This is a genomic window from Cyclobacterium roseum, assembly GCF_010119225.1.
Lineage (GTDB): Bacteria > Bacteroidota > Bacteroidia > Cytophagales > Cyclobacteriaceae > Cyclobacterium > Cyclobacterium roseum.
On sequence record NZ_WNKF01000004.1, the window covers coordinates 68433 to 93040 of the forward strand.

Below are 24608 nucleotides of genomic sequence, written 5' to 3' on the forward strand. Positions count from 1 at the left end.
TATTTAGTTTAAAGAAAATTTATTTATGAAATACCGTCCGATTCACCTTTCATATTTAGTAGTACTGCTGCTTCTGGCTTCCTGCCAAAAAGAAATCAAAACCAAAGATGGGTTGCCCTTAATGGAATTAGAAGGCATCGAATTGCTGAATACACCCTACGCTATTGTTAAAGTGATTCCTTTGGAAACCAATCAAAATAACCTTCTGGGCGACCATTTGACTTTAAAATTTACTGAAAATGCCCTTTTTATTTTTGATGAAAATGCCAGGGATGTCATCCATAGCTTTGACCGCAACGGTAACTATCAGGGCAGGACCGTGGAAACAGGGCAGGGGCCGGGCATGGTTGCCAGGATCACTGATTTTATCCCCACCGCAGAAGGGATGGAAATCCTCAGTACCCTGGGAGATCAGGCAGAAGTTATCCAGTTTGATAATAATGGAGAAATTATTGGACAAGTTGGTCTTGAATACTTTGCTACTTCCATTGCGAAATTGCCCGGTGGACACTATGTGGCTTCCGGAAGTTATAATCTTCCCCTGGTTGAAAACCGACTGGCAATCATTAATGAGGAAGGGGAAACGGTAATGGAATTTCTAGCCAATAAACATGAAATTCTGCCCGCACAGGAAAAGAATTTCTCCACCATTGATGAGGCTGTTTTTTTCCATGAAATCTATAATACCCAAACCTATCAGGTTACGGAAGACCAATTGGTGCCCCAATATCAATTCGATTTTGGAAAATACAGTATTCCCGAACGGTTTTTTGAAATGGACTTTATGGCCGGTTTCGAATTGCTCAACCAGCAGGGATTTGCTTTCATTTCCCACTATTGGGAAAATGAGGATAAAGCCTTTTTTGGGGTAGACGTACAGGTAAATGGGGAGCTGAAAAAACACCAGGTCATCTTGGATAAGGAAAACATGAAGACGGGCAAAAGAATCACATCAGCCACCGAATTAACCGCCTTTTTCCATCCTGTAGGGTTGATGGAAGACCATTTGGTATTCATCGCACAGGCTCCGGATTATTTAAATCTTGAGGCAGATCAATTGCCGGACAATGGTCCGGTCGTTCAAGAGGGAGATAATCCGGTACTGTTGTTCGTCGAATTTTAAATCAAAATTATGAATGCCCTAAAATTCCCAAACCTTCCAGGTTTTTCTGGTAAGCTGTCCATTGTTAAAACAAAGCACCTGAAACCTGGAAGGTTATGCCTGCAAATGGATTACCACATTTTAAGAATTACCTACTATTTTAGGTTCATGTTTAAACTGCCTTTGTTATTTTTCATTATCCTGGTTAGTTTTTCGCAATGCGGTCCCTCTTCCGAAAAAATAATTTTTCCGGAGAATCTGAAAACCTATCAGGTAACAGACAGCCTTGCTTTTGACCCTGACTGGTTCAGTGCTGAAAAAAAATTGGTGGTGGTTTCCAAAGGCCTATATGTTTTTTCCATTCCCTTTATGGATATTTTAGAGGAATATGATAAGGAAATGCCAGTGATTATTGTAATTACCAGCGAAGATAAGGATGAAATTATTCAGAGACTGACCGAATATGAGTTTCCCTATCCCTTTATACATGATCCGGATGGCTTGTTTATTGAAGAAAACCAATTATGGAAGCGTTTTGGTTATCAAGAGAAAAATACAATCGCCACCTTTTTTATGGAAGGCGATTTCCTTTCCGAATTGGGTGGTGCCGAAATTGGTATGAGGCAGCTATTCAGAAAGCAATTGGATGCCTATTTGAAATAAATTTGCAAACCTTCCAGGTTTTGTGGAAAATCAGCAGATTTAATGGAAACGGACGAAACCGATCGTTTTTTTTACTCCTCCAAAAGCTGTAACACCACCTCCACCGCAGCCAATTGCCTGGAGGGGGCGGATTCTATTTTGGAGATGACCTGCACCCCATTATAAAGCGTAAATAGCAGGTTAGCAAAGGCTTTTAGGTCTTTGCCTCTGGCAATTTCGCCCATCACCTCTCCGGACTTCAGGTAATCAAAAAACAACTTCTCAAATTGGATTTGATTTTCCCGCAGCATCGCTTTCATTTCGCTATCTTCCGGCACCAATTCGGTGGTGATATTTACCAAAAAGCAACCCCTGCGATCCGTGTTTTCACGCACCACATGTTCAAACAGCTTTCTAAATCCTTCCATGACATTCGGCTGTGCATACAATAACTCGTAATACGTTTTTTTGGTGGTCTCCCTGTAATTCTCAAAAGCCCGCATAAACAGGTCTTTCTTTCCGCTGTAGGTATCGTACAGGCTGGCTCGGTTGATTCCCAGGTGATCGACCAGATCCTGCACGGAGGTGGAGTGGTAGCCCTTTTTCCAAAACAGTTCCATCGCCTTTTCCAAGGTTTCTGTTTCATCAAAAGATTTTATCCTGGGCATCGGTAAGTGGGGTTTGATAAAGAATACCCGATAAATATATATTTTTGGAATGTTCATTCCAAAACTTGAATGCGATTTTTTTGAGCTTTTTAGGCACTTTAAGCTTATTACTTTTCTGTTTGGTCTGTTCCGAGAGAATGTTCTGTATTCTTCCGGATTGAATTTAAACCGGCTATTCTACCGCTCAATTTTTTATTTGCCCGTACGGGATTAAAGTGGAAACGATAATTTCCTTACTTTGGCCGGATGAATCTATTTGACAAACCGGCTTATCCTTCCAAAAACCTACTACCCCAGGATGGCCAGGCGTACTATCATGGCAAGGTGATCCCCGGAGTGAAAGCCGATGATTACTTTAAGTCTTTGTGGGATACCATCGCCTGGAAAAACGATGAGGCGGTCATTTTTGGAAAAAAAATCGTAACCAAACGAAAAGTAGCCTGGTACGGGGATCAGGAATTTGAATACACCTATTCCCATATCACTAAAAGAGCCCTTCCCTGGACGAAAGAGCTCTTGGAGATCAAAAGGATTACCGAGCGGAGCACCCGGGAAACATATAATTCCTGCCTGCTGAATCTTTATCATTCCGGTGAGGAAGGGATGGCCTGGCACAGTGACGGCGAAAAAGACCTGAAAAAGCACGGTGCCATTGCCTCTATCAGCCTGGGCGCAGAGCGGAAATTTGCCTTTAAACACAAGGAAAGCAAGGAAACGGTCTCCCTATATCTTGAACATGGGAGCCTTTTGCTCATGAAAGGCACCACCCAAGACCATTGGCTCCATCGCCTGCCACCAACCAAGAAGGTACCGGCACCAAGAATTAACCTCACGTTTAGGTATATTAATCAGTAGCAAATGATTACTGCCTTTTCAGAACGGCTTTAATGTTTACGAATTCCTTTAGTCCGAATCCACCGTGCTCCCGGCCATAGCCTGAATTTTTAACCCCACCGAATGGCATGGCAGGATCAGCCAAACCAAAGGTATTGATAAACACCATTCCTGTGTCAAAGTGCTTCTCTGCCATTTCGATGGCCGCAGCTTCATCTTTGGAGAAAATCCCCCCGCCCAGTCCGAAGCGGCTGTCGTTGGCAATGCGCATGGCATCTTCATTATCCCTGGCTTTGATCAATGAGGCTACCGGGCCAAAAAGTTCATCCTCATAAGCTACCTGTCCCGGCTGTACATTTTCCAACACCGTGGCGGGATAAAAGAATCCGTTTCCATCAGGGATTTTCCCTCCACAGGCGATCCTGGCTCCCTTCTCAACGCTGTTCACCACTTGTTCATGTAACTCTTGGCGGAGATCCTGACGTGCCATGGGACCCAATTCGGTGCTCTCCTCATTCGGATCACCCGTTTTTACATCACTCATGGCTTTCACGAATTTTTCCCGGAATTCCTCGTAGACCTTTGCGGTTACAACAAAGCGCTTCGCAGCAATACAGGTTTCGCCGTTATTGTAAATACGGCCTTTCACGCAGGCCTTTACCGCCAGGTCGATATCGGCATCGTCAAAGACCAGGTAGGCATCGTTGCTACCTAATTCCAACACCGTTTTTTTCAACTCAGCGGTGGCTGATTGCCCGATCTTTCGTCCTGCACCTGGACTACCTGTGAGTGTTACGCCTCGCACCCATTTATTTTTAATCACCGCATCCGACTGATCGTGATTGATTACTAATGTGGTGAACAGGCCCTGCGGGATGCCAGCGTTTTTGTATATACGCTCCAGCAGTTTACCCGACCCGGTTACGTTTGAAGCGTGCTTCAATAACACAGCGTTACCTGCCATCAAGCTGGCTATCGAATACCGCACCACCTGGTAACTTGGATAATTCCAGGGCTGAATACCGTAAACCACCCCGATAGGGGCATATGAGACGCGTCCCTTGCTTCCATTGACCATGTCACGCTCCTCGGTTTTCAGCTCATTTGGCCCAATCTCAGCCGTATATTTACAAATGGCAGCGCATAAATCCACTTCTTGCCGGCTTTGTATTAGCGTCTTCCCCATCTCATCCGTCATCAATTGCGCCAACTCTTCCTTGGCACCGAGCAGCGCTTTTCCGATCGCTTTTATCTGTTCAGCACGTGCTTCGACGGGGACTCCCCTCCACGTTAGGAAGGCTTGATGGCATTTTGAAATGGCCTCTTCAACCTCTTCGTTGCTCATGTATTGGTAGTGATCAAGCATTTCTCCTGTTGTAGGATTAATGGTTTCTATTGTTTCTTTTTCACGCATCGTATTTTCCATTTTTTCAGATTTATACTTTTTATCCCTGCTCTGTTGGCATCAGGTACACATCGTTGATGTTTACCCTGTCCGGCTGATTTAAGGCGTAGAAAATGGCATTGGCAATATCTTCCGCCTCAAGGGTGGTCATATCCTTCATTCCTTTCAGTTTTTCCTTAATGTCATCGTCCGTGATGGTTTCAAACAAGTTTGTATTCACAGCCCCTGGCTCTATGGAGGTCACGTTTATACCGTACAGGGGTGCCAACTCCTTTCTCAAGCCCTCGGAAAACATTTTTACCGCTACCTTGGTGGCACAGTAGATGGCCCCGCCGGGGAAGTAATTGTGCGCTGCCGAAGAGGATATGTTGATAATATGACCGCTTTTATTCGTGCGCATCGTCGGCAATACGGCCGCCACTCCGTTGAGTACGCCTTTAATGTTGACATCTACCATCTTCTCCCACTCATCGGTCTTGAGTTTTTCGACGAATGATAGGGGCATCAGTCCCGCATTATTGATCAATACATCAATGGAACCGTACTCAGCCAGCGTTTGAGAAACGGCTTCTCCAAATTCAGCTGGTTTTGTAACATCCGTTTTTACAACCAATGCGTTCCCGCCATCGGATACAATCTTATCTTTTAATTTATTTAGTTCATTTTCACTGCGGGCACACAATACCACAGCGGCACCTTCCTTTGCCAATTTAGTCGCCGTAGCTTTCCCTATTCCGCTGGAAGCTCCTGTTATGATTACTACTTTGTTTTTCAAGTCCATCTTTTATTCTTTTGGGGAGTTATTGAATTTACCTTAAGCGAGCCAAAGATTAAGCCGGAAGTTCAATCGCTTTAAAACGCTGTCATAGGGACATTTTTACGCTTACAGTTAACTATCTATGGGGTGGGATGAGAAAAATGGGGATTTTATGACACCACTCATTTATCAGACCAAAATGCTCAGGCCTTAGGTTAATTTACTTACCCTTACTTCTGCAAACCGTTTTCGGGACCTGGATTGGTGTATAATACAACATCTTTTGGAAAAATGCATTTCGCCAAAACCTTTCTAAACGATAGGGTCTTCGAAAGGTAAAATTCCGGCGAATTGGGATGGGTTAATCCCCTGCAGCCCTTTGATGCCAAAAAATTACAAAAACAATTGAAAAAAGAGCTAAAACGTTGAAAGGCTTCCCTGGGATTTAAAGGAAACCCAGGAAATGCACCCACAAAAAGGAGCTGAACCATACTTCCATGGCTTTAGGCAGGATAGGCAAATGCCCACCACAAATTGAATTTCTTCGGAATTGCATCCGTATTATAGGAATACCGGTTGGAACCGTTCTTTGGTCTCGATCATCATTACGATTACCAATATTGCTGTGGCTGGATACTGGCTACCGCCTCATTTTTGCGGTACGTTTTTCAAACAAAAACTTCCTTAACCGGCAATTCATAAATCCGTTTCCCTTTTAATTTGTATAAGGCATTGCACAGGGCCGGGATAAAGGGAGGGACGGGAGGTTCGCCCACACCGGTTGGTTTTTCGGTGCTTTCTATAATGTGCGTGAAAATCTTTTTCGGGGCCTGGGTCATGCGAATGATCTGGTAGCCATCAAAATTATTTTGAATAACCCGCCCATTCTCAAATTGAATGGCCGAAGAAAGGGCCAGGCTGGTCGCAAATTGCGCGCCTCCTTCAAATTGGGAGCGGATGCGGTCGGTATTAACAGGGATCCCGCAATCCACGGCATAATGCACCTCCGGGATGATCAGATTTCCAGCCTCATCTTCTGCTACTTCCACGATGCAGGCCACATAGGTAAGAAAGCTCTTGTGAGCCGCAAAGCCGAGGGTTTTCCCATCCTTTTCCGCACTGCCCCAGCCGGCCTCTTGCGCCACGCGTTGGATCACCTTTTTCATCCGGGCAGTATCCCAGGGGTATTCTTCTATCGCCTCACCATAATTGGGATAGGCTCCTTTCATTTCTTCGCTAAAAGCGAGTTGACGGTCTTCCCCTAACAGCGAAAGTACATAGCCAACCGGATCCATTCCCTGCTCCTCAGCGATTTCATCCAACATGCTACAGATCGCAAAGGCATGGTGAATGTTACTTACCGAGCGCAGCCAGCCAACCCGGGTATGGGCCTTGGCCTCATGGGACTCGATCCGGATGTTGGGCACCTCGTAGGGAAAATCGGTACAGCCCAGTCCCATTTCTCCATCCGAAGGATGCAATTCATCGGCACTGGAGGTTCCGCCAATGGCCGGAAAAACGGTATGGTGATTCCAGGCAGTTAATTTGCCGGTAGCATCAAGACCTGCCTTGATCCGCTGGGCACTGTGGGAATGGTAAAAATCGTGGTGAATATCATCTTCCCGGGTCCATTGTACCCTTACCGGCTTTTGAATGGCTTTGGATAGCAAGGCAGCCTCTACCACGTAGTCGGGCTTTGACTTCCTTCCAAAACCTCCTCCCAGCAGGGTCACATTTACCCGCACCTGGGAAACTTCTATTTCCAGGGCTTCTGCCACGGAATCCCGGGCCCATTGGGGGTGTTGGGTTGGAGCCCATATTTCAATGCTTCCATCCTCTTTGTAATCTGCCAGCGCTGTAGGCGGTTCGATGGTGGCATGGGCGTAATAAGGAGCCCGGTAGGTATTTTCAAAAATTCTCCCTCCGCTGCTGAATGCCTGCTTTACATCTCCCTTTTCCCTTCTCAAGCGCCCTTCCTTTAGCGTGCTTTCGATCATGGCTTCCATCTGCGTCGCACATTGATAATCCTGATTTTCTCCCAGCTCCCAATCCACCTCCAGTGCTTCCCTTCCTTTCATAGCGGCCCAGGTATGGTCTGCAATGACTGCCAACCCTTCCAAAGGCTTGTTCAGTCCCGGGTGCACCCCATTGCCCGAAATCTGCACAACCTTATTTACCCCCGGAACCTGTAGGGCCTTTTCCTCATTGTACGTACGGATCTTTCCGCCTACCACAGGACTTCTTAAAATTACTGCAATTTGCTGTCCGGGCAGGTCCACGTCTGCCCCGAAAAGTGCTTTTCCTTCGGTAATGTCTTTGACATCGTAAATAGGCACCGACTTGCCTACCAGTTTGTAATCGCTCAATTTACGCAGGGTCAGTTTTTCCGCTTCCGGAATCGGCATCTGCTGTAATAACTCCACCAACTCTCCAAAAGGAACTGTTTGGCCAGAGGCCTGATGAACGACCATTCCCTCCCGGGTATCACAGCCGGAAGCCTCAACATTCCATTCTTGGGCGGCTGCTTCCACGAGCATGTGCCGAGCAGTGGCCCCGGCCCGGCGCATGGGTTCGAAAAACATGCGAATCGAATAGGATCCATCTGTATTTTGATCGCCGTAAGTGGCTTCATCACCCACGGCCTGTTGAATTTTTACAGCTTTCCAGTCCGCCCCCAATTCGTCCGCAACAATCATGGGCAAGGTGGTCCGGATGCCCGTGCCCATCTCGGAACGGTGGGCAATGATGGTAACCGTATTGTCGGAATCGATACTCAGGTAGGCATTGGGAGCAAAGGTTACCGTTTCTCCTTTGGGTCCGGAGCATTGAAAATTAACACCAAGCACAAAGCCCCCACCGATGAGGGAGCTTAGTTTCAAAAAGTCCCTTCTGCCGGGAATAAACAGCTTGCTCTTGTCGGCGGGCACTTTTTTCGATAAAAACGGAAGTTTAGGTATCATGAGCGGATGAAATAAAGTAAGATTAGGACTTGGATGCGGTTAGAATGGCATCCTTGATTCGATTATAGGTGCCGCAGCGGCAGAGATTTCCGGCCATGGCCTCCTCAATTTCCGTTTCGCTGGGATGGGGGTTTTCATTCAGAAGGGCGGCGGCATTCATAAGTTGCCCGGTTTGGCAATACCCGCATTGCGGTACCACATGCTCCTGCCAGGCTTTTTGCAAGGGATGGTCTCCATTGGCCGATAGGCCTTCGATGGTGGTTATTTTCCGATCTCCTACCGCCGAAACAGGCAAACTACAGGAGCGCGTGGCTACACCGTCCACGTGGACCGTGCACGCGCCGCAAAGCGCTTGCCCACAACCAAACTTGGTGCCTTTAAGTGATAGCAGGTCCCGGATGACCCAAAGCAGGGGCATGTCTTCGGGAGCGGAAACTTCTTGCATGTTTCCATTTACGGATAGACGGTATTTTTCCATGGCATCTGTTTTCTGATAAGGAACTTTAATATAATAAAATTCTGAAAAACCTGCAGTCATTTCACTACTATTCTTCTTATTTCCACTCATTTAGTGAAAAAGAATCTGCCAAACCAGTGAGTATACGATATTTTCGTATTTTTACGAATTATTCGTAGGAAAACTAATTAATATGTTTTATCTTTAAATCATGGAAGCATTGACAAGTAACGAAGAACAGGTAATGGGAATCATTTGGCAACTGGAAAAAGCACTGGTTCGCGACGTATTGAATCATTATCCGGAACCCAAACCTCCCTACACTACCCTGGCCTCTATCATCAAGCAGTTGGAGAAGAAAGGGTATCTGGATCACCAGACCTATGGCACCACCCATGAATATTTCCCAGTAATCAGCAAAAAGACTTACCAACACCGGAGTTTCAACCGGATGGTAAAGAACTACTTTGAAGGGTCTGCCAAAAATGTGCTGTCATTTATGGTAGCAGAAAACAAGCTCTCCGAAAAGGATCTGAACGAACTGGAAGAAATGGTTGAAAAACTCCAAAAAAATAAAAAATCATGAATGCACTGCTGAATTACTTATGGGAAGGAAGCGTCTGTCTGGCTTTGATGGGGCTTTTTTACAGGCTTTTCCTGACCGGAAATACCTTCTTTGCCTGGAACAGAGCCTATTTGTTGACCGCTTTTGGGATCGCCTGGATCGTACCCGCCCTGAACATTCCCCTGCTAACTGAGACAATAGTCTTACAGGAAGCACTCACTTTCCAGTTACCTACGGTGGAATTATCTCCTAAGAACCTGCAGACGGAAACAAGTGGCTGGTCTACCCTGGGCGTTTTGCTTTCAGGGGTTTACCTGACAGGTTTGGTCTTTTTCCTTATTCGGTTTGGCTGGGGACTGAGGATCTTATATATCCAGGCAGTCATCGCCAAGAAAGTTAGCTGGGGCAGCTATACCCTTCTGGAGCATCCGGATTTTGAACCTTCTTCTTTTTTCCATTGGATCTTTTTACCTCCCAAACAGAAAAACAAGGTGGATCGAGACTGGATCCTTGCTCATGAAGCTGCTCATGGAACACTGCTGCATAGCCTGGATGTCTTGCTATATCAATTGCTAAAAATCACCTTCTGGTTTTTCCCGTTTATCCGGTATTTCGAAAGGGCCTTATTGGAAGTGCACGAGTACCAGGTAGACCAGATGATGACTCAAAACCATCCCAAAGAAGCTTATGTAGACCTATTGCTGCACTTAATACGACCGGTTCAGCAGGGCACTTTAGTTAATAATTTCAATCAATTTCAACTCAAAAAACGACTCAACATGATGTATCAACCCAAATCCCCCCGGATGGCCCGAATCAATTATGCGCTGGCCATACCATTAGTAGGCTTACTGTTTGTTTTCTTTGCCTGCGAAACACAGGATGAAAAACCCAATTTAGATCAATCCACCCCTGAACAGATTTCCGAGCGCGTTATGCAGGGAGAAGTATTCGATGTGGTAGAAGATATGCCCGTTCCCGAGGGAGGAATGGAGGGCTGGAACGCCTTCCTGAGTGAAAACCTCAGCTATCCGGAAGCGGCCCGAAAGGATAGCATCGAAGGAACCGTCTATGCGGTATTTACCGTAAATACGGAAGGTAGTATCCATGATGTGGAACTGCTGCGAGGAGTGGATCATCGTTTGGATCAGGAAGCCCTCCGGGTACTACGAAAGGCTCCCGCCTGGACCCCTGGAAAACAAAAAGGGATAGAAGTACCCGTGAAAATGCGTGTTCCAATCCGATTTAAATTAAATTAAAGAACACGGATTGTTGTTAATCCCTCCCTGGCGGACAGAAATGAATTTTCTACCTGCCAGGGATTTTTTGGGTTTACTTCACAAAAAATTTCATTAAATTTACTTTTAGATTAAGTAAATGGTTTAGTGGAGTTTGATAGCGTTTATATCTTGGAATTTTTTGTATGAATCAATCCATTTTTGGGACCGGAAATGAAGAAAAGCGATTGGAGGTATTGCAATCCTATGCGATATTGGACGGCTCTCCTGATAAAGAATTTGATGCGCTCACCGAATTAGCGGCCAGGCTCAGTGGTTCTGCCGTTTCCTTCTTATCCTTTTTGGGACAATCAGCCTGTTTTATCAAAGCTAGTTTTGGGTTGACGATCGATGAAATCAATGAAATGCCATCGCTTTGTCAACTTGGTCTCAAAAACTCAAAAACCCCATTTCTCCTAAAGGACTCCCGGAAACATAAAGTGACGATTGCTTCGGAACATACTGAATTCCGATTTTTTGCACGGTTTCCACTGATTTCGCCGAATGGTTTTCTGTTGGGATCCTTGTGCCTGCTGGACCAAAAACCCGATTTGGTAGGCAAAGGGCAGGTACGCTCACTGGAGCTGCTGGCCGCCCAAGTGATCACCCTCCTGGAAGGCCGAAAGAAACAACGGGTGATGCAACAAAGTTACCGCCTGCACCGGGAGATGGAAAAGCAGCGGGCACTTGACCGCTTAAATAACGATGCGCTTATCAATACCACAACGGACGACATTTGGAGTATTGACTGCAATCACCGACTTATCGCGTTCAATAAAGCATTCGCCAATAAAATGGAAGTTTTAATCGGGACCAGAGTGTTTCCAGGGTCCCCTGCACTTTTTCCTGATAAGATTCCGGAAGACATGCACCAGCAGTTTAAGTCATTTTTTGCCCGGGCACTCTCGGGGGAATCCTTTACTGAAACCTATGGCAGGCCGGAAAAACTTAAATCCGGCATGGAGATTTGGATAGAGCTTAGTGCGCATCCTATTCGCCAGGACGGAAAAATAACGGGAGCTGCTTTCTTTGCCAGAACCATCACGGAACGCAAAATGGCCGAACTCAAAATCACGGAATCAGAGCGCAATTACCGCATGTTATTCGAGCTAAGTCCCCTACCCAAAATGCTTTTGGATGTGGATACCCTGGAGATTTTGGAAATTAACCAAGCGGCACTGACAACATATGGCTACCAAAAATCAGAGGTTCTAGGATACAGTATGGGGATCCTGTTTCGGGAAGAAGAAGTTGCTGCTTTTTATGAGACCATCCAGAAACTAAAAGGAAAGGAAGGGGCCAGCAAGCTAGATACGGTCATACACTTAAAAAAGAATGGCGAGTTGTTACAGGGGGAGTTGTTTGTTCATGAATTGGTATATAGAGGAAGAAACTGCATCATGGCCATTTTAAACGACCAGACGGAACAGTTGCGAACGCTCTCCCTCAAATCTCAGCTGGCCAGCATTATGGAAAACAGCTTGAATGAAATTTATATTTTTGATACCGACAGCCTTCACTTTTCCTATGCCAACAGGGGGGCACTGTTAAATATGGGTTATAGCTTAAAAGAAATTCAAACGTTAACTCCATACGATATTAAACCAGAATTTGGAGAACAGGAATTTCGTGATTTCCTTCAACCCTTACTATCCGATCAAAAGGAGAAACTGGTATTTGTAACCGTTCATGAACGAAAAGACGGAAGCCGCTATCCCGTCGAAGTCCACCTGCAAAAAATGCGCTACGAAGGGCAACCCGCCCTGGTGGCCATCATTATAGACTTCACAGAAACCAAAAAGACGGAACGAAAACTACAGGAGCTGAACGAACTTTTGGCAAAAAGCAATAGGGAGTTGGAGCAGTTTGCTTCCGTCACCGCTCACGACTTACAGGAACCCTTACGCATGGTTTCGGGGTTTACCTCGCTCATAAAAAAGAAATATGAAGGGCAACTGGATGAAAAAGGTCTACAGTACATTCATTTCGCCATGGATGGTTCCATCCGGATGCAACAGATGATCAGGGATATTCTGGAATATTCCAAGGCTGGACAAGCGTTAAAAAGAATGGAGCAATTTTCCTTGATGGAGGTACTTGATCCGGTGCTTAACGACCTTAAAAAAAGGATTGCGTCTAAAGATGCCCGCATTGATATTCCTCAGCATGACCTGCCACTACAAGGGCATCAAAATTCCATCTACCGGTTGTTTCTAAATCTAATTTCTAATGCATTGAAATTTATCCCGAACGACAGGACTCCGGAAGTTCGGATTCGAGTGCGGCAGGATCCTGAGAAATACCATTTTACGGTAGAGGACAATGGCATCGGAATCGCATCGGAAGATCTTTTAAAGTTGTTTCAGCCTTTTAACCGGCTGCACAACAAGCAAGCCTTTGAGGGAACAGGACTTGGGTTGGCTACCTGCAAAAAAATCGTGGTAAACCATGGAGGTGAAATCTGGGTCACCTCCTCACCGGGAACAGGCAGTCAGTTTCATTTTACGATGCCGAAAGCGAAGGGAGTTTAATAGATGAGCTATTAAAACCTTCAAGGACATACCTCTATTCGAATCAAAGAAAAAGCATGATTTATGATAGGTAGTGCTGGCCTTTTAGCTAAAATCCAAGCCCGGGGAAAATTCTAACGATTGATTTTTCTCCTATTGAATCCTTACATCTGTGAGGAAGGTGTTTCATCTGTTTATTTATAGGTTGTTTTTAAGCGGTCAGATAGCCTGTCTCGATTCTAGTTAGGGAGAATCTCTGACGAGTAAAATAATCATTGCCCTGTATGTTTAATGATGATTAGAATCGTGTTGATTTCATGGGAAAAAAATATAATAACATGGCATAAAAATTGTAGTTGAATAATGCAAATAGGAATGATTATTACTATTAATCCTTGTTTTATTTTTAAATACAATCAAACAGACCCATGCAGTTACTTACCGAAAAACGCATACAGGATTTATTAGCTATAGAAAAAGCTCCCTGCCTTTCGCTTTACATGCAGACCTACCGTAACCACCCGGACAATCGGCAAGACCCCATTCGGTTTAAAAACCTCTTAAAAGAAATGGAGCAATCCTTGATTCAAAAATACAGTTCAGAGGAAACGAAAACCTATTTGGCTCCATTGGAGAAATTCACCGAAGACGATGAGTTTTGGAACAATAGCATGGATGGGCTGGCCCTATTTAGTGCTCCTGATTTCATGGAGGTTATAAAATTACCCATAGCGGTAGAATCCCTTGCCATTGTGGCCGATAGTTTCCACACCAAACCACTTCGGAAGTATTTACAGTCCACAGACCGCTATCACCTTTTGGGCTTGAGCCTGGACGAATTCACTTTATACGAAGGAAACAGGCATTCATTGCAACAAATAAAACTTTCCGAGGACATACCTAACACCATGGAGGATGCTCTGGGGAAAGAACTAACAGATGGGCACCACACCGTAGCTTCCTATGGAGGATCGGCGGGAGAAAGCAATGCCATGCACCATGGCCATGGCGGTAAAAAAGACCAGGTAGATTTGGATGCGGAGCGGTTTTTCCGAGTGGTATCCAAAGAAGTAGAAGAAAATTTCTCAAAACCACTAGGAATTCCCCTTATTCTGGCCGCCCTACCGGAACACCACCACCTTTTTCAGCAGGTGAACAAAAACTCCGCGCTATTACCCGAAGGGATACAGGTAAACCCTTCGGCTGTGCCAAAAGAAAAATTGGCTAAAATGGCCTGGGAAGTCATGGAGCCTGCCTACCTGGAGAACCTAAAAAATCATGCCGGGCAATATGAGGAGGCCAAAGCAGCTGATAAAGGAACAGACGACTATAAAGAACTGGCTGTAGCTGCAGTTGAGGGAAGGATCGGCACCCTGCTTGTAGAAGCGGACAGAATCATCGCCGCTCGCATCACCAATTTAGTAACGGGCAACACACAGAAAAAAGACATGGACAATCCGAGAGTGGATGATCTTTTGGATGATATGAGCGAGTTGGTCTTAAAGATGGGCGGCAAAGTAATCGTGATGCCCCCGGACAACATGCCTACGGATACCGGATTAGCGGGAATTTTTAGGTACTAATGCTAGGTCAATGTTTTCTTCAATAAAATCTCAGTTACTAAAACCTAAATGAATGCATCAAAGGCTCAATCAATTTGCTTGAGTCAAATAAACAACGAGCGATTTAATTCTTAGCCGTTTCCAAAATCAGTGTAAGATATCTGTATCAGTAAAGCTAATGAGTAGAAACCATCACAACCTGACTATTTGTTAATGATAAACCGATGTGACTCATTAAAATTCCCGGCACGCATCTGAATAATATACAAGCCGGAAGGTTCTGTTTGAAGATCCACATGCACCTGATAGCTTCCCTGATCCAGTTTCCGGTCCAGGACCAATCTCCTGGCTTGCCCGGTAGCACTATATAGTTCAATGCGTACATCGATTTGTTCGGGTACAGAAAATTCGAAGAAAAGTGCTCTATCCGTTGGGTTTGGATACACTTTACCAAACGAATAGGTTTCCGGGTAGTTTCCAATCGATTCCAGACCGGTTACAATATCCACTTCGAACGTCCCGACTTCAGACCATTCTCCATCTCCGGAGACATTTGATGCCATCACTCTCCAGTAATACAGCTTTTCCTCTTCCATTTGTCCGGTAGTCCAGGTAGTATCGGTCAATACCTCCTCGTGAAGCAAGTCTTCAAATAGGGAGTCGGCAGCCACCTGAAGGGTGTAGGCATCCGCTTCTTCGGCAGCTGTCCAGGAAAATTTATCGGCGGATACCACGTACTCCAGAGGTGAAACTAAGCGAGCAATCTCCGGCAATTCCGGAACGTAAGTAACAGCCTCAATCGTATCGGTTTTCACTTCCTGATTACCGGTATGGTCAGTGGCTACACTAAAAAAGGCGTATTGACGACCCATTTCTCCGGTAAAGTCAGCGTCTTGCAAAGAGGTAGCTTGCAACCAGGGCTCAAAATCACCATCGTCTTCTCGTACAAAGATATCGTAGCTACCGATTCCTCCTCCCTCGTCCGTTCCAACCCACTTGACATTAAATTCCCTTCCCGACCGTTCCGGCAAGGACATCACATGACTATCCGGAGCCAGCTGGTCAATGGTATTGGTATAAGGGCCATACGGAGGAGCGGGCCCCCAGGGACCTACCCCATCAAAATTGACATGTGCCTGGTTTTGAAAGGTGCTGTTGTGGCCAAGGCTGTCTAGTGCTTCTACGGTAAACATCACCCAGCCAATATTGTATCCCGTAGAATCAATGGGAGGAAGGTACCCGGCCGTGGGGTCCTCAGGAAGTTCCATGGTTTCCGGGTCCAGGGAACGGTGCACCCAGTAAATCTCGCGGGATTCGGGATTTACGGTTCCCTCTACATTCACCAGCAATTCCTTTTCCGGCCGCATATCAACGGTTACATTAAAATACTGTCCACCTTCAAGCGGCACTTTCCAGCCCAGAAAACCAATCTCGGTAAAGTTAACGGTACTGATATCAAAATTAATGTCCAGGGTATCCCGGATAAATACTTCCGCTGCCAGTGCGGTCGCATCTTCTTTGTTCCAATAATCGATCTTGTATTCAAAAAGCTGTCCTTGGGGAATGAACCGTTTTCTATTGGCCAGATCGCCATCCGTCTCCTGATCAAATCCGGTAGGTCCATATTTGTCTTCCGGTGTGACGGAAGAGATTCCTTGAATAAATTTTAACGCGGTATGCAACTCTTGCTGGCAACCAAATCCAATCCCAATTCCTGATTCGAATCCGGATTCAATTGAATTGAATACGTTATTTTGAAATTTTTCACCGGCATCCATTAAATCTTTAGCTATGGAAATCTCAAATAAACGTCCTTTTATCCTGTCATCTAATTGTTTCCTCCGTACCGTCATCCTGTACAAAGCATTGGTACTGACTTTTCCAATGGCTTTACCTGTCAATTTTAAGGCTAAGCCAGAAGGCGTGATGGGGGTGGTTAATAACGCATTGGCACAATTAAGTCCGGAATGGAAAACGTTGGAATACAAATCGTGTTGGAGAAAAACCTTTTTTGTGGTATTCCAAATTCCAGTTCCTCTGTTTCTGGAAATCGGATCCCAAATATTGTTTTTTATGGTACTTGTAGATTTGGAAATACAATCCGACCATCCACCAAAAAAGAAATCCATTACCCCGTCTTTGACCTGGTTTATAATTTTATTCCGATTTTCTTTGGTGTACAACGCCAGTAAGGTGCCAAAAGATTTACCAAGTTCCTGTGAACATTCTTTTGAAATCGGAGAATTGGCCAATTCATTAATTTTTTCGAAAATTAATCTATAACTGGATTTGGTGGCATCAGCGATAAGGTCATTTCTCCGGGTATTGGGGCTTTGAGATTCCAATTCGTTTACCACCTCAAAAAGTGAATCCAGTTCATAAACCAGGCGGATATATTCACCAAGCGCGTCATTTCCCAAGGCATCCAGCTTTTCTTCAAACAGCTCATCCACGGCTACCTGCAACTCGAAATCCTGCATTTCGGACAAGTAAATGCTCATTTCTATATCCAGGGATTCTCCGGCAGGTAAACTATTCACAAACAGGGGAACGACCATTTCCTCATCTACAATCTCATATTGGGATAGCGAGTCCAGTGGATAAATGCTATCGTCAATCGTACTGATTTCCGAATCAAAACGGATTTTTGCTGCTGGCGGAATTCCGGAAACAAACAGGGAAAGAAAGTTTTTATCCACATTTCCGAGATTGGTGAGTCGCACTACGAATTTTTGATAACGCCCGATTCTAAACTGATCTCTGGCAATCAGTTCCACTTTAACTTCCTGCTTTACCTCCTGCTGTATAAATAGCGGTTGCTCATGAAATTGGATCGGAGCGCCGTAAATGCCCAGCAAATATTCCCCAGCCGGCAAGAGACCAAAATCCTGATGGGCTACCAGTTTGTTACCTGATTGGAAGACCGCATGCATGCCGTAATAGGTAGAATCTTCCCGATTCATCAAAACGATGGAATCCTGTTCGCTGAAACCACGGCCGGTCAATTCAACGGTATTTTTCCCCTGACCCATTTCGTATTGAGATAACGCTTCAATGGAGCGATTTTCTACATCAATACCGTTGGCTCTGCTAACTCCCGCATAAATCAAGTAATCCCTTACCTGGTTTCCATTTTCGGTATTTCGCAACACGGCGGAATCCTTGTAACGGATATAGTACCTGCCGGATTCGGGGGATAAAATATGCCCTTTTATAGCATACCCTGCACCCATATTGCTAAAGGTCCAGGATTCAATGGGTCCTGTAATGCTTTCCTGAAACACCTCTATGGTGCTCCATAATCCATAGCCCTCCGTTTCCAAAAACAAGGTGTCCACATTGGAGCCTATATCCACATACTTCCAGTCATATCCATATGGCCTGAGAATCTCTCCTGTGGTCCATTCGTTTAGTGGAAGCCAATCTGGTGCAAAAGATACCTTTACCTTGCCAGTAATCGGCCGGGAGGTATTATTGGGAATTTCTACGTTGTAAAGCGTGGATAAGGGCTTTTCTACTTCCAGGTCAAAATCGGAAGTACCTTCCGTTTTCCCAACGAGTTCCTCACCCAGAAACAGAGACATTTCCCCTCTCCATGTTCCGGAATATCCGATACGATCAGCCTTTTTCATGGTGACCAGCATCATATCGGATTCCGGAATCAGGACAGATTCGCGGAAGCTACTGTCCGGTGCCAGCTCAAATTCAACCCATTGGTCATAAGGCATGGTCCCGCCTTCCAACAAGGTGAAGGGCTTTTCCAAGCTGAGGGTATCGGCCCCTTCTTCATTTATGACTTGCAGGGTATAGGAGCCTATCGGCATTTGTGAAAAATCATACTGCGCCCGAAGGCGGATAGAATCTGCTCGTATCAGGCTAACCGGCCCATAGACATCGCCTTCAGTCGCCTTTAAAATAACCTGCGGCAGGGAGTCCAAGCCAAAGCCCGCAATGGTCAGGTTGGCTTCCGTTTGTTGAATGCTTCCTGAATTGGGATAAATATTCTGTATTCCCGGTACTTCTACCACCTGGTTCAAGGTGTCCTGATTACAGATATTGCCTGCTACCAATGAGACCGGATACCAACCCGGACCGTCGTACTCAAAAAAGTAATCTTTTTGATCCACAATTTCTTCACCAATAATCCATTGAAAGGTGTCGGCCGATGTGGAGGTATTGGTCAAATCTACTCTCCCTTCATTAATGACAAAGTCAAATCCTGCTTTGGCCGGTTCTCCGTTACATACATTTAGGGGTCTTGTTTCTACCAGGCTTCGCACCCCATACTCATTGACGGCGTAAATCGACAGTTGGTATTGCTTGTTTTCATCGGGAAGAAAGGAAAGGTCTGCCTGAAAATCCAATTCCACGGAAGTGGAAGGTTCGGGAATCACATGGGTTTGAAGAGGAGATATATATTCTCCATCACTCAGGTAGTACTCCAACCGGGTAATTTTACTCAAGCTTGGCGTACCCGGTTGAAGGTAGAAAATCCGTTTGGTGGTATGCGACCACCTCCCATTATTATCCAGTGCTCTAAAATAAAGTTCGTGAAAACCAAAAGAGAGGTCTTTGTCTGAAAGAACTGCCGTAATGTCCAGTGAAATGGTTTGGTTTTCCTGTAAACTCACACGGACACCTTTTCCAAAACCGGGGTCGGTGTCTACAAAATACTCCAGGTATTGTAGATTCACATCGCTAGCCGGAATAGGATCGACGAAAAAAATCTGAGAAGCGGTGTGCGACCAGTTTCCTTCCGTATCCAGTGCACGGACAAATACTTCATGCATTCCTGTTTCCAAGCCTGTCAAGGGAACCGTAAAATCGGACTCCACTTTTTCACCTTCCGAAAAAGTAAAGGGGCTGCCCGCTCCAAAACCAGGATCCGCATTGAAAAAGTACTCCAAACGTTGGATTTCTTGTGCCTTGGATATATAGACGACCAAAAAACAAAAAATAAATACCAGATACCGTTTCAACATGGTGCTACTGGTTGGATTTCACCTTAATTTGAATGCCCACACCACTTTCTAAATTTCCCGCATCATCCACTCTTAAATCGTAAATCAGGGGAATCGGTGCCAAACCGGAAAGCCTGTAGCCACCCTCGCCACCGAAAGCACCGGCATCTACCCCTTCATATCCTGCGCCTTTGGCCGGGGAATTTTGAGCCAATTGGTACTGACCATCCGAACTCCCTTCTTCCACAAAGACATTGCCGATGTCCACATTCCTGTTACCGTTTTCAGTTCCAAATTGTCCATTAGCCGCCAGGTTATTTTGAAGGTTGCCCGAAGTGATGGCAACAGCCGCATTCACATCGGTAAGGATATTGTTCCGGAAGGATGCGGCAGTAATGATGATATTATCCCCAGTAAAGACATTATTCTCACAAATCGAAAAACTTCCGCTTTGAGTGTTGAACCTTCCTCCTACAAATAAATTGTTGCGAACTACCACATCACTAAAAACGGTGCTACTAAACCTGCCTGAAACCGACCCTTGGATGTAATTCTGCAATACGCGGATGCCTGTTTGATCAGTAATGGTAATCCCGCCTCTCATATAGCAGCGTTGCACGGTAATATTATTTACGTAAATGGTAATCCCACTGGTATTAAACCGGTCGAATACCAAACCCATCACTAAAGAGCCTTCAGACCCTGTATTATAAGTGATGCCGGAAATTCTGGCCATTTCTCCCCGGGCCTGAGTTTCGGGGTTCTCGTTTAAAAAATATCCAGGGCCTATTATAACCAGTCTTTTGGTGGAGGTGTAATTGTTATATAAAATCGGTGATCCCTCCAGGTGAACCGTATCCCCGGGCAAAACATCCGCATCATCGTTTAACGGTGCCAGCTGGGAAAATATGCGTTGCGACTTATCCGTTTCATATTGATTATTTACCCGCCAAATACCTGCAAGGGATTCCATATAACTGCCGCTGACCACAAAAAACAAAGCGACAAAAAAACCGCATTTATACATATTCCAATAATTTAAATGTGTTTCAAATTCATAAAGGGATCATGGATTCAAGCTTCCAAACAGGTAATAAACCGATGCTTCAGCGAAAAAACGTAGTAAATTCTTCCGTTACAATAGAAAACATGCCGAATAAAACCCTGATAAAAATATTATTAGATTATTTGAAATGCAAATTTTTTTATGCAAAAATCAATTTAACGGATGGCTTTTTTTTACTTCGAAAAAAGGAACGAATACTTCTTTATGAATTGACTGCTTTGGAAAAACAGCAACCCTACTTAACTCGAAAATTTCACCTTATAATCCAGGGGGGACATGTCCGTATATTTTTTAAACACCTCCCTAAACGCCTTAGGGTCGTTATATCCAACATCGTACATGATTTCGCTTACCGTTTGGCTTGTCTCCAATTGCTTTTTGGCTGCCTCGACCTTTACGCGCTGCATGTATTCAACAATGGTATTGGTAGTTGATTGCTTAAACCTGTCGCATTCAACCCATTACTTTGTCGGGTTTGCACAGTCAGGGACTATTAAAATTGTCTTAAATTTGTAGTACTATGTATTTAAAACGAGTGACTAACAAAAACCTCAAAGACCATGAAACCAATGATTTTCATTAATCTACCTGTAAATGACCTCCCTGCAGCCATGGAATTTTATACGCGAATAGGGTTTACCAATAACCCTCACTTCACCGATCAAACAGCCGCAGGAATGGTCTACTCCGACACCATTTCGGTCATGCTCCTCACTCGGGAAAAATTTCAATCCTTTACTTCCAAATCGATTGCGGATACCCGAAACCAGGTACAAGTATTGAATGCGTTGGCCTTGGCTAGTAAAGAAAAAGTGGATGAAGTAACCGAAACTGCCCTACAGGCAGGAGGCACAATCGAAAGGTCCGCTTTGGACTATGGCTTTATGTATTGCACCTCTGTCAATGACCTGGACGGGCACATCTGGGAGTTCTTCTGGATGGACCCCAATGAAGTTCCTCAGGAAGAAAACCAATCCAGCAGCTCACAATAAATTGGAAATGAAAAAACTAGATATTGATGTACTAGAAAAGGCAATCAAAGAATAGCCATATAACATGGAGCGAACGTTTGAGAAGTCTGGAAGAAACGGCAAACAATTTAAACTAAAAAAGATTAACCATGGAAACCAATAAACAAGATTTCCTTCGACAATTGAATGAAGCCTTTGCCAATAGTGATGTGGATTTTATTCTGAATGCTGTTACTGAGGATATACATTGGACCATTGTGGGTGACAAAATTATCCAGGGAAAAGAACAATTTGCCAGTAGCTTACAGGAAATGGCTTCCCCTGAGCCTATGAAATTGGAAATCCGGCACCTTATCACCCACGGAAAAGAAGCCGTAGTGGAGGGAAGCATGATCACGCCCGATGGGAAAACCTATTCCATTTGCGATATTTATCGGTTTAATGGATTCAAAAACGCCCAAATTAAGGAAATGACAAGCTATGTGTTTGAAGTAGTTAATCGTTAGTTCTGCTCTTCCCCTGGCTCCAAAATGAAGTTGGCTGCCAGTCGGTGCACTTCAGTGGAACGCAGCCGGTGTCCCAGGCCCCGGGTGGATACGAGCCGGGCCTGAGGCCATACAGTGGCAAGTGCTATCGCATTACCATAGGGAACGCGATCGTCGTCCCTATCATGGATAATCAGACCGGGAGTGGACAGGAGATTCGTAACCAATTGCGCGGAGTCGAACGTTTCCAGACCGCCTGGCGTGGCGGCCTCCATTTCCCCAATCATACGGTTCATCGTACCTGAATTCAAGCTTAATGTTGTCTGAAATAACGAAACCAAATCATTGAGGCTAATTGGCGGAGCCATCAATACCCATTTTTTTATTTCTGGCAGCGTATGTCTGGAAGAGGCGTATAGCAAGGAAAGACTACCCAGGGAATGGCCCACCACTGCTTCGAAGTCCCCCTGTACATTCATAATCCGATGGATGAGTTCCGCATTTTCAGGGATGGTAAATTGCCTTCCTCCACTCAGGCCGTGCCCAGGAGCGTCATAAGCAAGTAAAGTAAATTCGGAGCCAATCAGCATTTCAGCCAGGGATTTCCATCTAGCGGAAAGGCTTTGCCATCCATGTACCAAAAGTATTTTTTTAGGACCCGTTCCCCAGGTGTACGTACGGATGGATTGCCCCTGAAAATCAATTTCGCCCTGCCTGGCGGTCTGAAGGAACTCCATCTCTTCCGGGTGAATTTCCCGGGGTTTTGGGGTGCAAAATAGTTTAAAAACGGTTTTCCCACCCTTTTGGGGCCAAAACCGCGTAAGGGCATTCAGATACATCCCTAAAAGCCGGTATACACATTTTTCCTTACTCACCAAATCTAAAACTTTACCTTCCTTTATTTTTCTACTCCTGCCTTTACAGGTACTTTTTCCAGCACCGCCTCTGTGTCTACCACTTTAATTTTCCGGATTAGGGGAATGCAAGACAAACTGAGAAGAATCGCTGCATATCCCACCCATTCAAAATGCATCAATTTACCATCTGCCCCCTCCACCAATACCATGCCTGCAAGAAAGGAAGCCAATCCGGCACTCAACTGCTGTACAGACGAATTGAAACTCAGGAAGCTTCCCCTGTTCTCGGGCCTAGCGGTACCCGTAATCAAGGCAGCGGCAGGTACCATGCGACCATTTGAGGTAATAAAGAAAAACGTGGAAACGAGCAGGGCAAACAGGATCGGAGTGACCCCCATCTGGGTTAGAATGGCAATGGGAATCACATTTAAACTCATAAATACGGTAAATACCTTAACCTTACCATAGGTATCGGTCAACCTTCCCACCCAAGGGGAGGTAAATACAGTGAAAAATCCCCCTGCCATATAAATATAGGTCAATTGTATTTCCGAAAATCCCACATTGGAAACCATAAATGGGCTTAAAAACGGAATGATCATGAACTGCCCCAACATCATCAATACCGTCAACGATATGGCCCGCATCTGGTTGGCATTGCTGGTAACCCTGCGGATGACCTGCATCGGACTCGGTCTGGAATCAGCCTGCTGAATATGTGCGGTAATAGAAGGAACAAAACGGTATATCAGCCCGAGGATAACCAAGGCAAGAAATGCCAAAAAGAAGAACGGAGCATGCCAGTTGGAAAGGCTGGCGATAAACAGGCCGAAAGGAACACCAAAAACCGAAGCCACCGAGAATGCCGCCATGACCAATCCCATGGCCCTGCCCCTCCGGCTATCCGGAATAGCATCTCCTATCACCGCAAAAATCAAGGCTGAAGTAAGTCCCCCAAATAATCCGGAAACAATACGGGAGGCTAACAACAGTAAATAATTAGGTGATAGGGCACAGGCAAGGGTTCCCAGTAAAAATCCCACAAAAACCCATAAGAAAATGCTCCTGCGGTCGTATTTATCCAAAATAAAGGCCCCAATAAAACTACTGATTCCGGCGCTAAAGGTATAGGAAGACACCAACAGGCCAAATTGTTGAGGAGAGATGTCAAAGACACGCATTAATTGCGGCCCCAGGGGCATCATGATCATAAAATCCACTATATGGGTAAAATTAACCGCTGCCAGTGTCCAGAGTAAAAGTTTTTCCTTATTCATTCCCTTAAAATGTCTTCAGTGAAAACCGGATAGGAAGGCCGAAAGTTCTACGCCTGGACAATAAACTTACGCCTGAAATAAAGCGTAGCCCTATAAGATTCCCACTTGAATAGGTTGGCACCTATTCTCAGTTTTGTCCACAAAATGGCTTATTTCCTGATATTTTGGCTTCCGTAGCGTTTTCGTTTCAATAAATCTAGCTACCTTTATAGGATTATAAGAGAAACGGGTGAGATGACAGCTAGTAATTGC

The 24608-nt window shown here is 45.1% G+C and carries 18 protein-coding genes and 1 pseudogene; 9 read left to right on the forward strand and 10 right to left on the reverse strand.

What is annotated here, in order from left to right; genetic code table 11:
- The first annotated feature begins 25 nt into the window (after positions 1–25).
- Both GJQ68_RS07135 and GJQ68_RS07140 read left to right on the forward strand, forming a co-directional pair.
- The gene (locus GJQ68_RS07135; RefSeq protein ID WP_162416622.1) at positions 26–1123 is read left to right on the forward strand and encodes a 6-bladed beta-propeller; all 1098 of its coding nucleotides are present in this window, start codon (positions 26–28) and stop codon (positions 1121–1123) included.
- A 9-nt stretch (positions 1124–1132) separates the two neighbouring features.
- Complete coding sequence (locus tag GJQ68_RS07140; protein WP_162416623.1) at positions 1133–1765, forward strand: hypothetical protein; 633 nt, start codon at positions 1133–1135, stop codon at positions 1763–1765.
- A 71-nt stretch (positions 1766–1836) separates the two neighbouring features.
- Here GJQ68_RS07140 and GJQ68_RS07145 read toward each other — a convergent pair whose 3' ends face one another.
- Positions 1837–2412, reverse strand: coding sequence for a TetR/AcrR family transcriptional regulator (locus GJQ68_RS07145; protein WP_162416624.1), 576 nt, complete (start codon positions 2410–2412; stop codon positions 1837–1839).
- A gap of 246 nt (positions 2413–2658) precedes the next feature.
- On the opposite strand from GJQ68_RS07145, the gene GJQ68_RS07150 reads away from it, so the two are divergent.
- Positions 2659–3267 (forward strand): alpha-ketoglutarate-dependent dioxygenase AlkB family protein, encoded by a 609-nt coding sequence (locus GJQ68_RS07150; protein WP_162416625.1) that lies wholly within the window; start codon positions 2659–2661, stop codon positions 3265–3267.
- A 7-nt stretch (positions 3268–3274) separates the two neighbouring features.
- Here the strand turns inward: GJQ68_RS07150 and GJQ68_RS07155 are convergent, their stop codons facing one another.
- The 4 genes from GJQ68_RS07155 to GJQ68_RS07170 form a co-directional block, all read right to left on the reverse strand.
- Positions 3275–4672, reverse strand: a complete 1398-nt coding sequence (locus GJQ68_RS07155; protein WP_202927893.1) for an NAD-dependent succinate-semialdehyde dehydrogenase — start codon at positions 4670–4672, stop codon at positions 3275–3277.
- 19 nt (positions 4673–4691) lie between these two features.
- Entirely contained in the window at positions 4692–5432 is a 741-nt protein-coding gene (locus GJQ68_RS07160; RefSeq protein ID WP_162416626.1) for an SDR family oxidoreductase, read from the reverse strand.
- Positions 5433–6076: 644 nt separating this feature from the next.
- Positions 6077–8368 carry a xanthine dehydrogenase family protein molybdopterin-binding subunit gene (locus tag GJQ68_RS07165; protein ID WP_162416627.1) on the reverse strand — a complete coding sequence of 764 codons (2292 nt, stop codon included), beginning with the start codon at positions 8366–8368 and terminating at the stop codon, positions 6077–6079.
- Between the two features lie 22 nt (positions 8369–8390).
- Positions 8391–8846, reverse strand: a complete 456-nt coding sequence (locus GJQ68_RS07170) for a (2Fe-2S)-binding protein (RefSeq protein ID WP_162416898.1) — start codon at positions 8844–8846, stop codon at positions 8391–8393.
- A 190-nt stretch (positions 8847–9036) separates the two neighbouring features.
- Here GJQ68_RS07170 and GJQ68_RS07175 point away from each other — a divergent pair, with 190 nt between their 5' ends.
- From GJQ68_RS07175 to GJQ68_RS07190, 4 genes are all read left to right on the forward strand, one after another.
- Entirely contained in the window at positions 9037–9411 is a 375-nt protein-coding gene (locus GJQ68_RS07175; RefSeq protein ID WP_162416628.1) for a BlaI/MecI/CopY family transcriptional regulator, read from the forward strand.
- Positions 9408–10649, forward strand: coding sequence for a M56 family metallopeptidase (locus GJQ68_RS07180; RefSeq protein WP_162416629.1), 1242 nt, complete (start codon positions 9408–9410; stop codon positions 10647–10649). Before GJQ68_RS07175 ends, GJQ68_RS07180 begins: the two co-directional genes overlap by 4 nt.
- A gap of 164 nt (positions 10650–10813) precedes the next feature.
- Entirely contained in the window at positions 10814–13198 is a 2385-nt protein-coding gene (locus tag GJQ68_RS07185) for a PAS domain S-box protein (RefSeq protein ID WP_162416630.1), read from the forward strand.
- A 407-nt stretch (positions 13199–13605) separates the two neighbouring features.
- The gene (locus tag GJQ68_RS07190; protein ID WP_162416631.1) at positions 13606–14760 is read left to right on the forward strand and encodes a baeRF3 domain-containing protein; all 1155 of its coding nucleotides are present in this window, start codon (positions 13606–13608) and stop codon (positions 14758–14760) included.
- Between the two features lie 182 nt (positions 14761–14942).
- Here GJQ68_RS07190 and GJQ68_RS07195 read toward each other — a convergent pair whose 3' ends face one another.
- From GJQ68_RS07195 to GJQ68_RS07205, 3 genes and pseudogenes are all read right to left on the reverse strand, one after another.
- On the reverse strand, positions 14943–19721 hold the full coding sequence (locus tag GJQ68_RS07195; protein ID WP_162416632.1) for a T9SS type A sorting domain-containing protein: 4779 nt from the start codon (positions 19719–19721) through the stop codon (positions 14943–14945).
- 4 nt (positions 19722–19725) lie between these two features.
- Entirely contained in the window at positions 19726–20727 is a 1002-nt protein-coding gene (locus GJQ68_RS07200; protein ID WP_162416633.1) for a hypothetical protein, read from the reverse strand.
- A 278-nt stretch (positions 20728–21005) separates the two neighbouring features.
- A pseudogene (locus GJQ68_RS07205) lies at positions 21006–21200 on the reverse strand (helix-turn-helix domain-containing protein); the annotation flags it as partial.
- 126 nt (positions 21201–21326) lie between these two features.
- Here GJQ68_RS07205 and GJQ68_RS07210 point away from each other — a divergent pair.
- Both GJQ68_RS07210 and GJQ68_RS07215 read left to right on the forward strand, forming a co-directional pair.
- Entirely contained in the window at positions 21327–21758 is a 432-nt protein-coding gene (locus GJQ68_RS07210; protein ID WP_162416635.1) for a VOC family protein, read from the forward strand.
- Positions 21759–21886: 128 nt separating this feature from the next.
- Positions 21887–22243: a nuclear transport factor 2 family protein gene (locus GJQ68_RS07215; protein WP_162416636.1), complete on the forward strand. Its 357-nt coding sequence runs from the start codon at positions 21887–21889 to the stop codon at positions 22241–22243.
- Here GJQ68_RS07215 and GJQ68_RS07220 read toward each other — a convergent pair.
- Entirely contained in the window at positions 22240–23097 is an 858-nt protein-coding gene (locus GJQ68_RS07220; RefSeq protein WP_162416637.1) for an alpha/beta fold hydrolase, read from the reverse strand. The genes GJQ68_RS07215 and GJQ68_RS07220 overlap by 4 nt on opposite strands.
- Positions 23098–23120: 23 nt before the next feature.
- Positions 23121–24356, reverse strand: coding sequence for an MFS transporter (locus GJQ68_RS07225; RefSeq protein ID WP_162416638.1), 1236 nt, complete (start codon positions 24354–24356; stop codon positions 23121–23123).
- Positions 24357–24608: the final 252 nt, after the last annotated feature.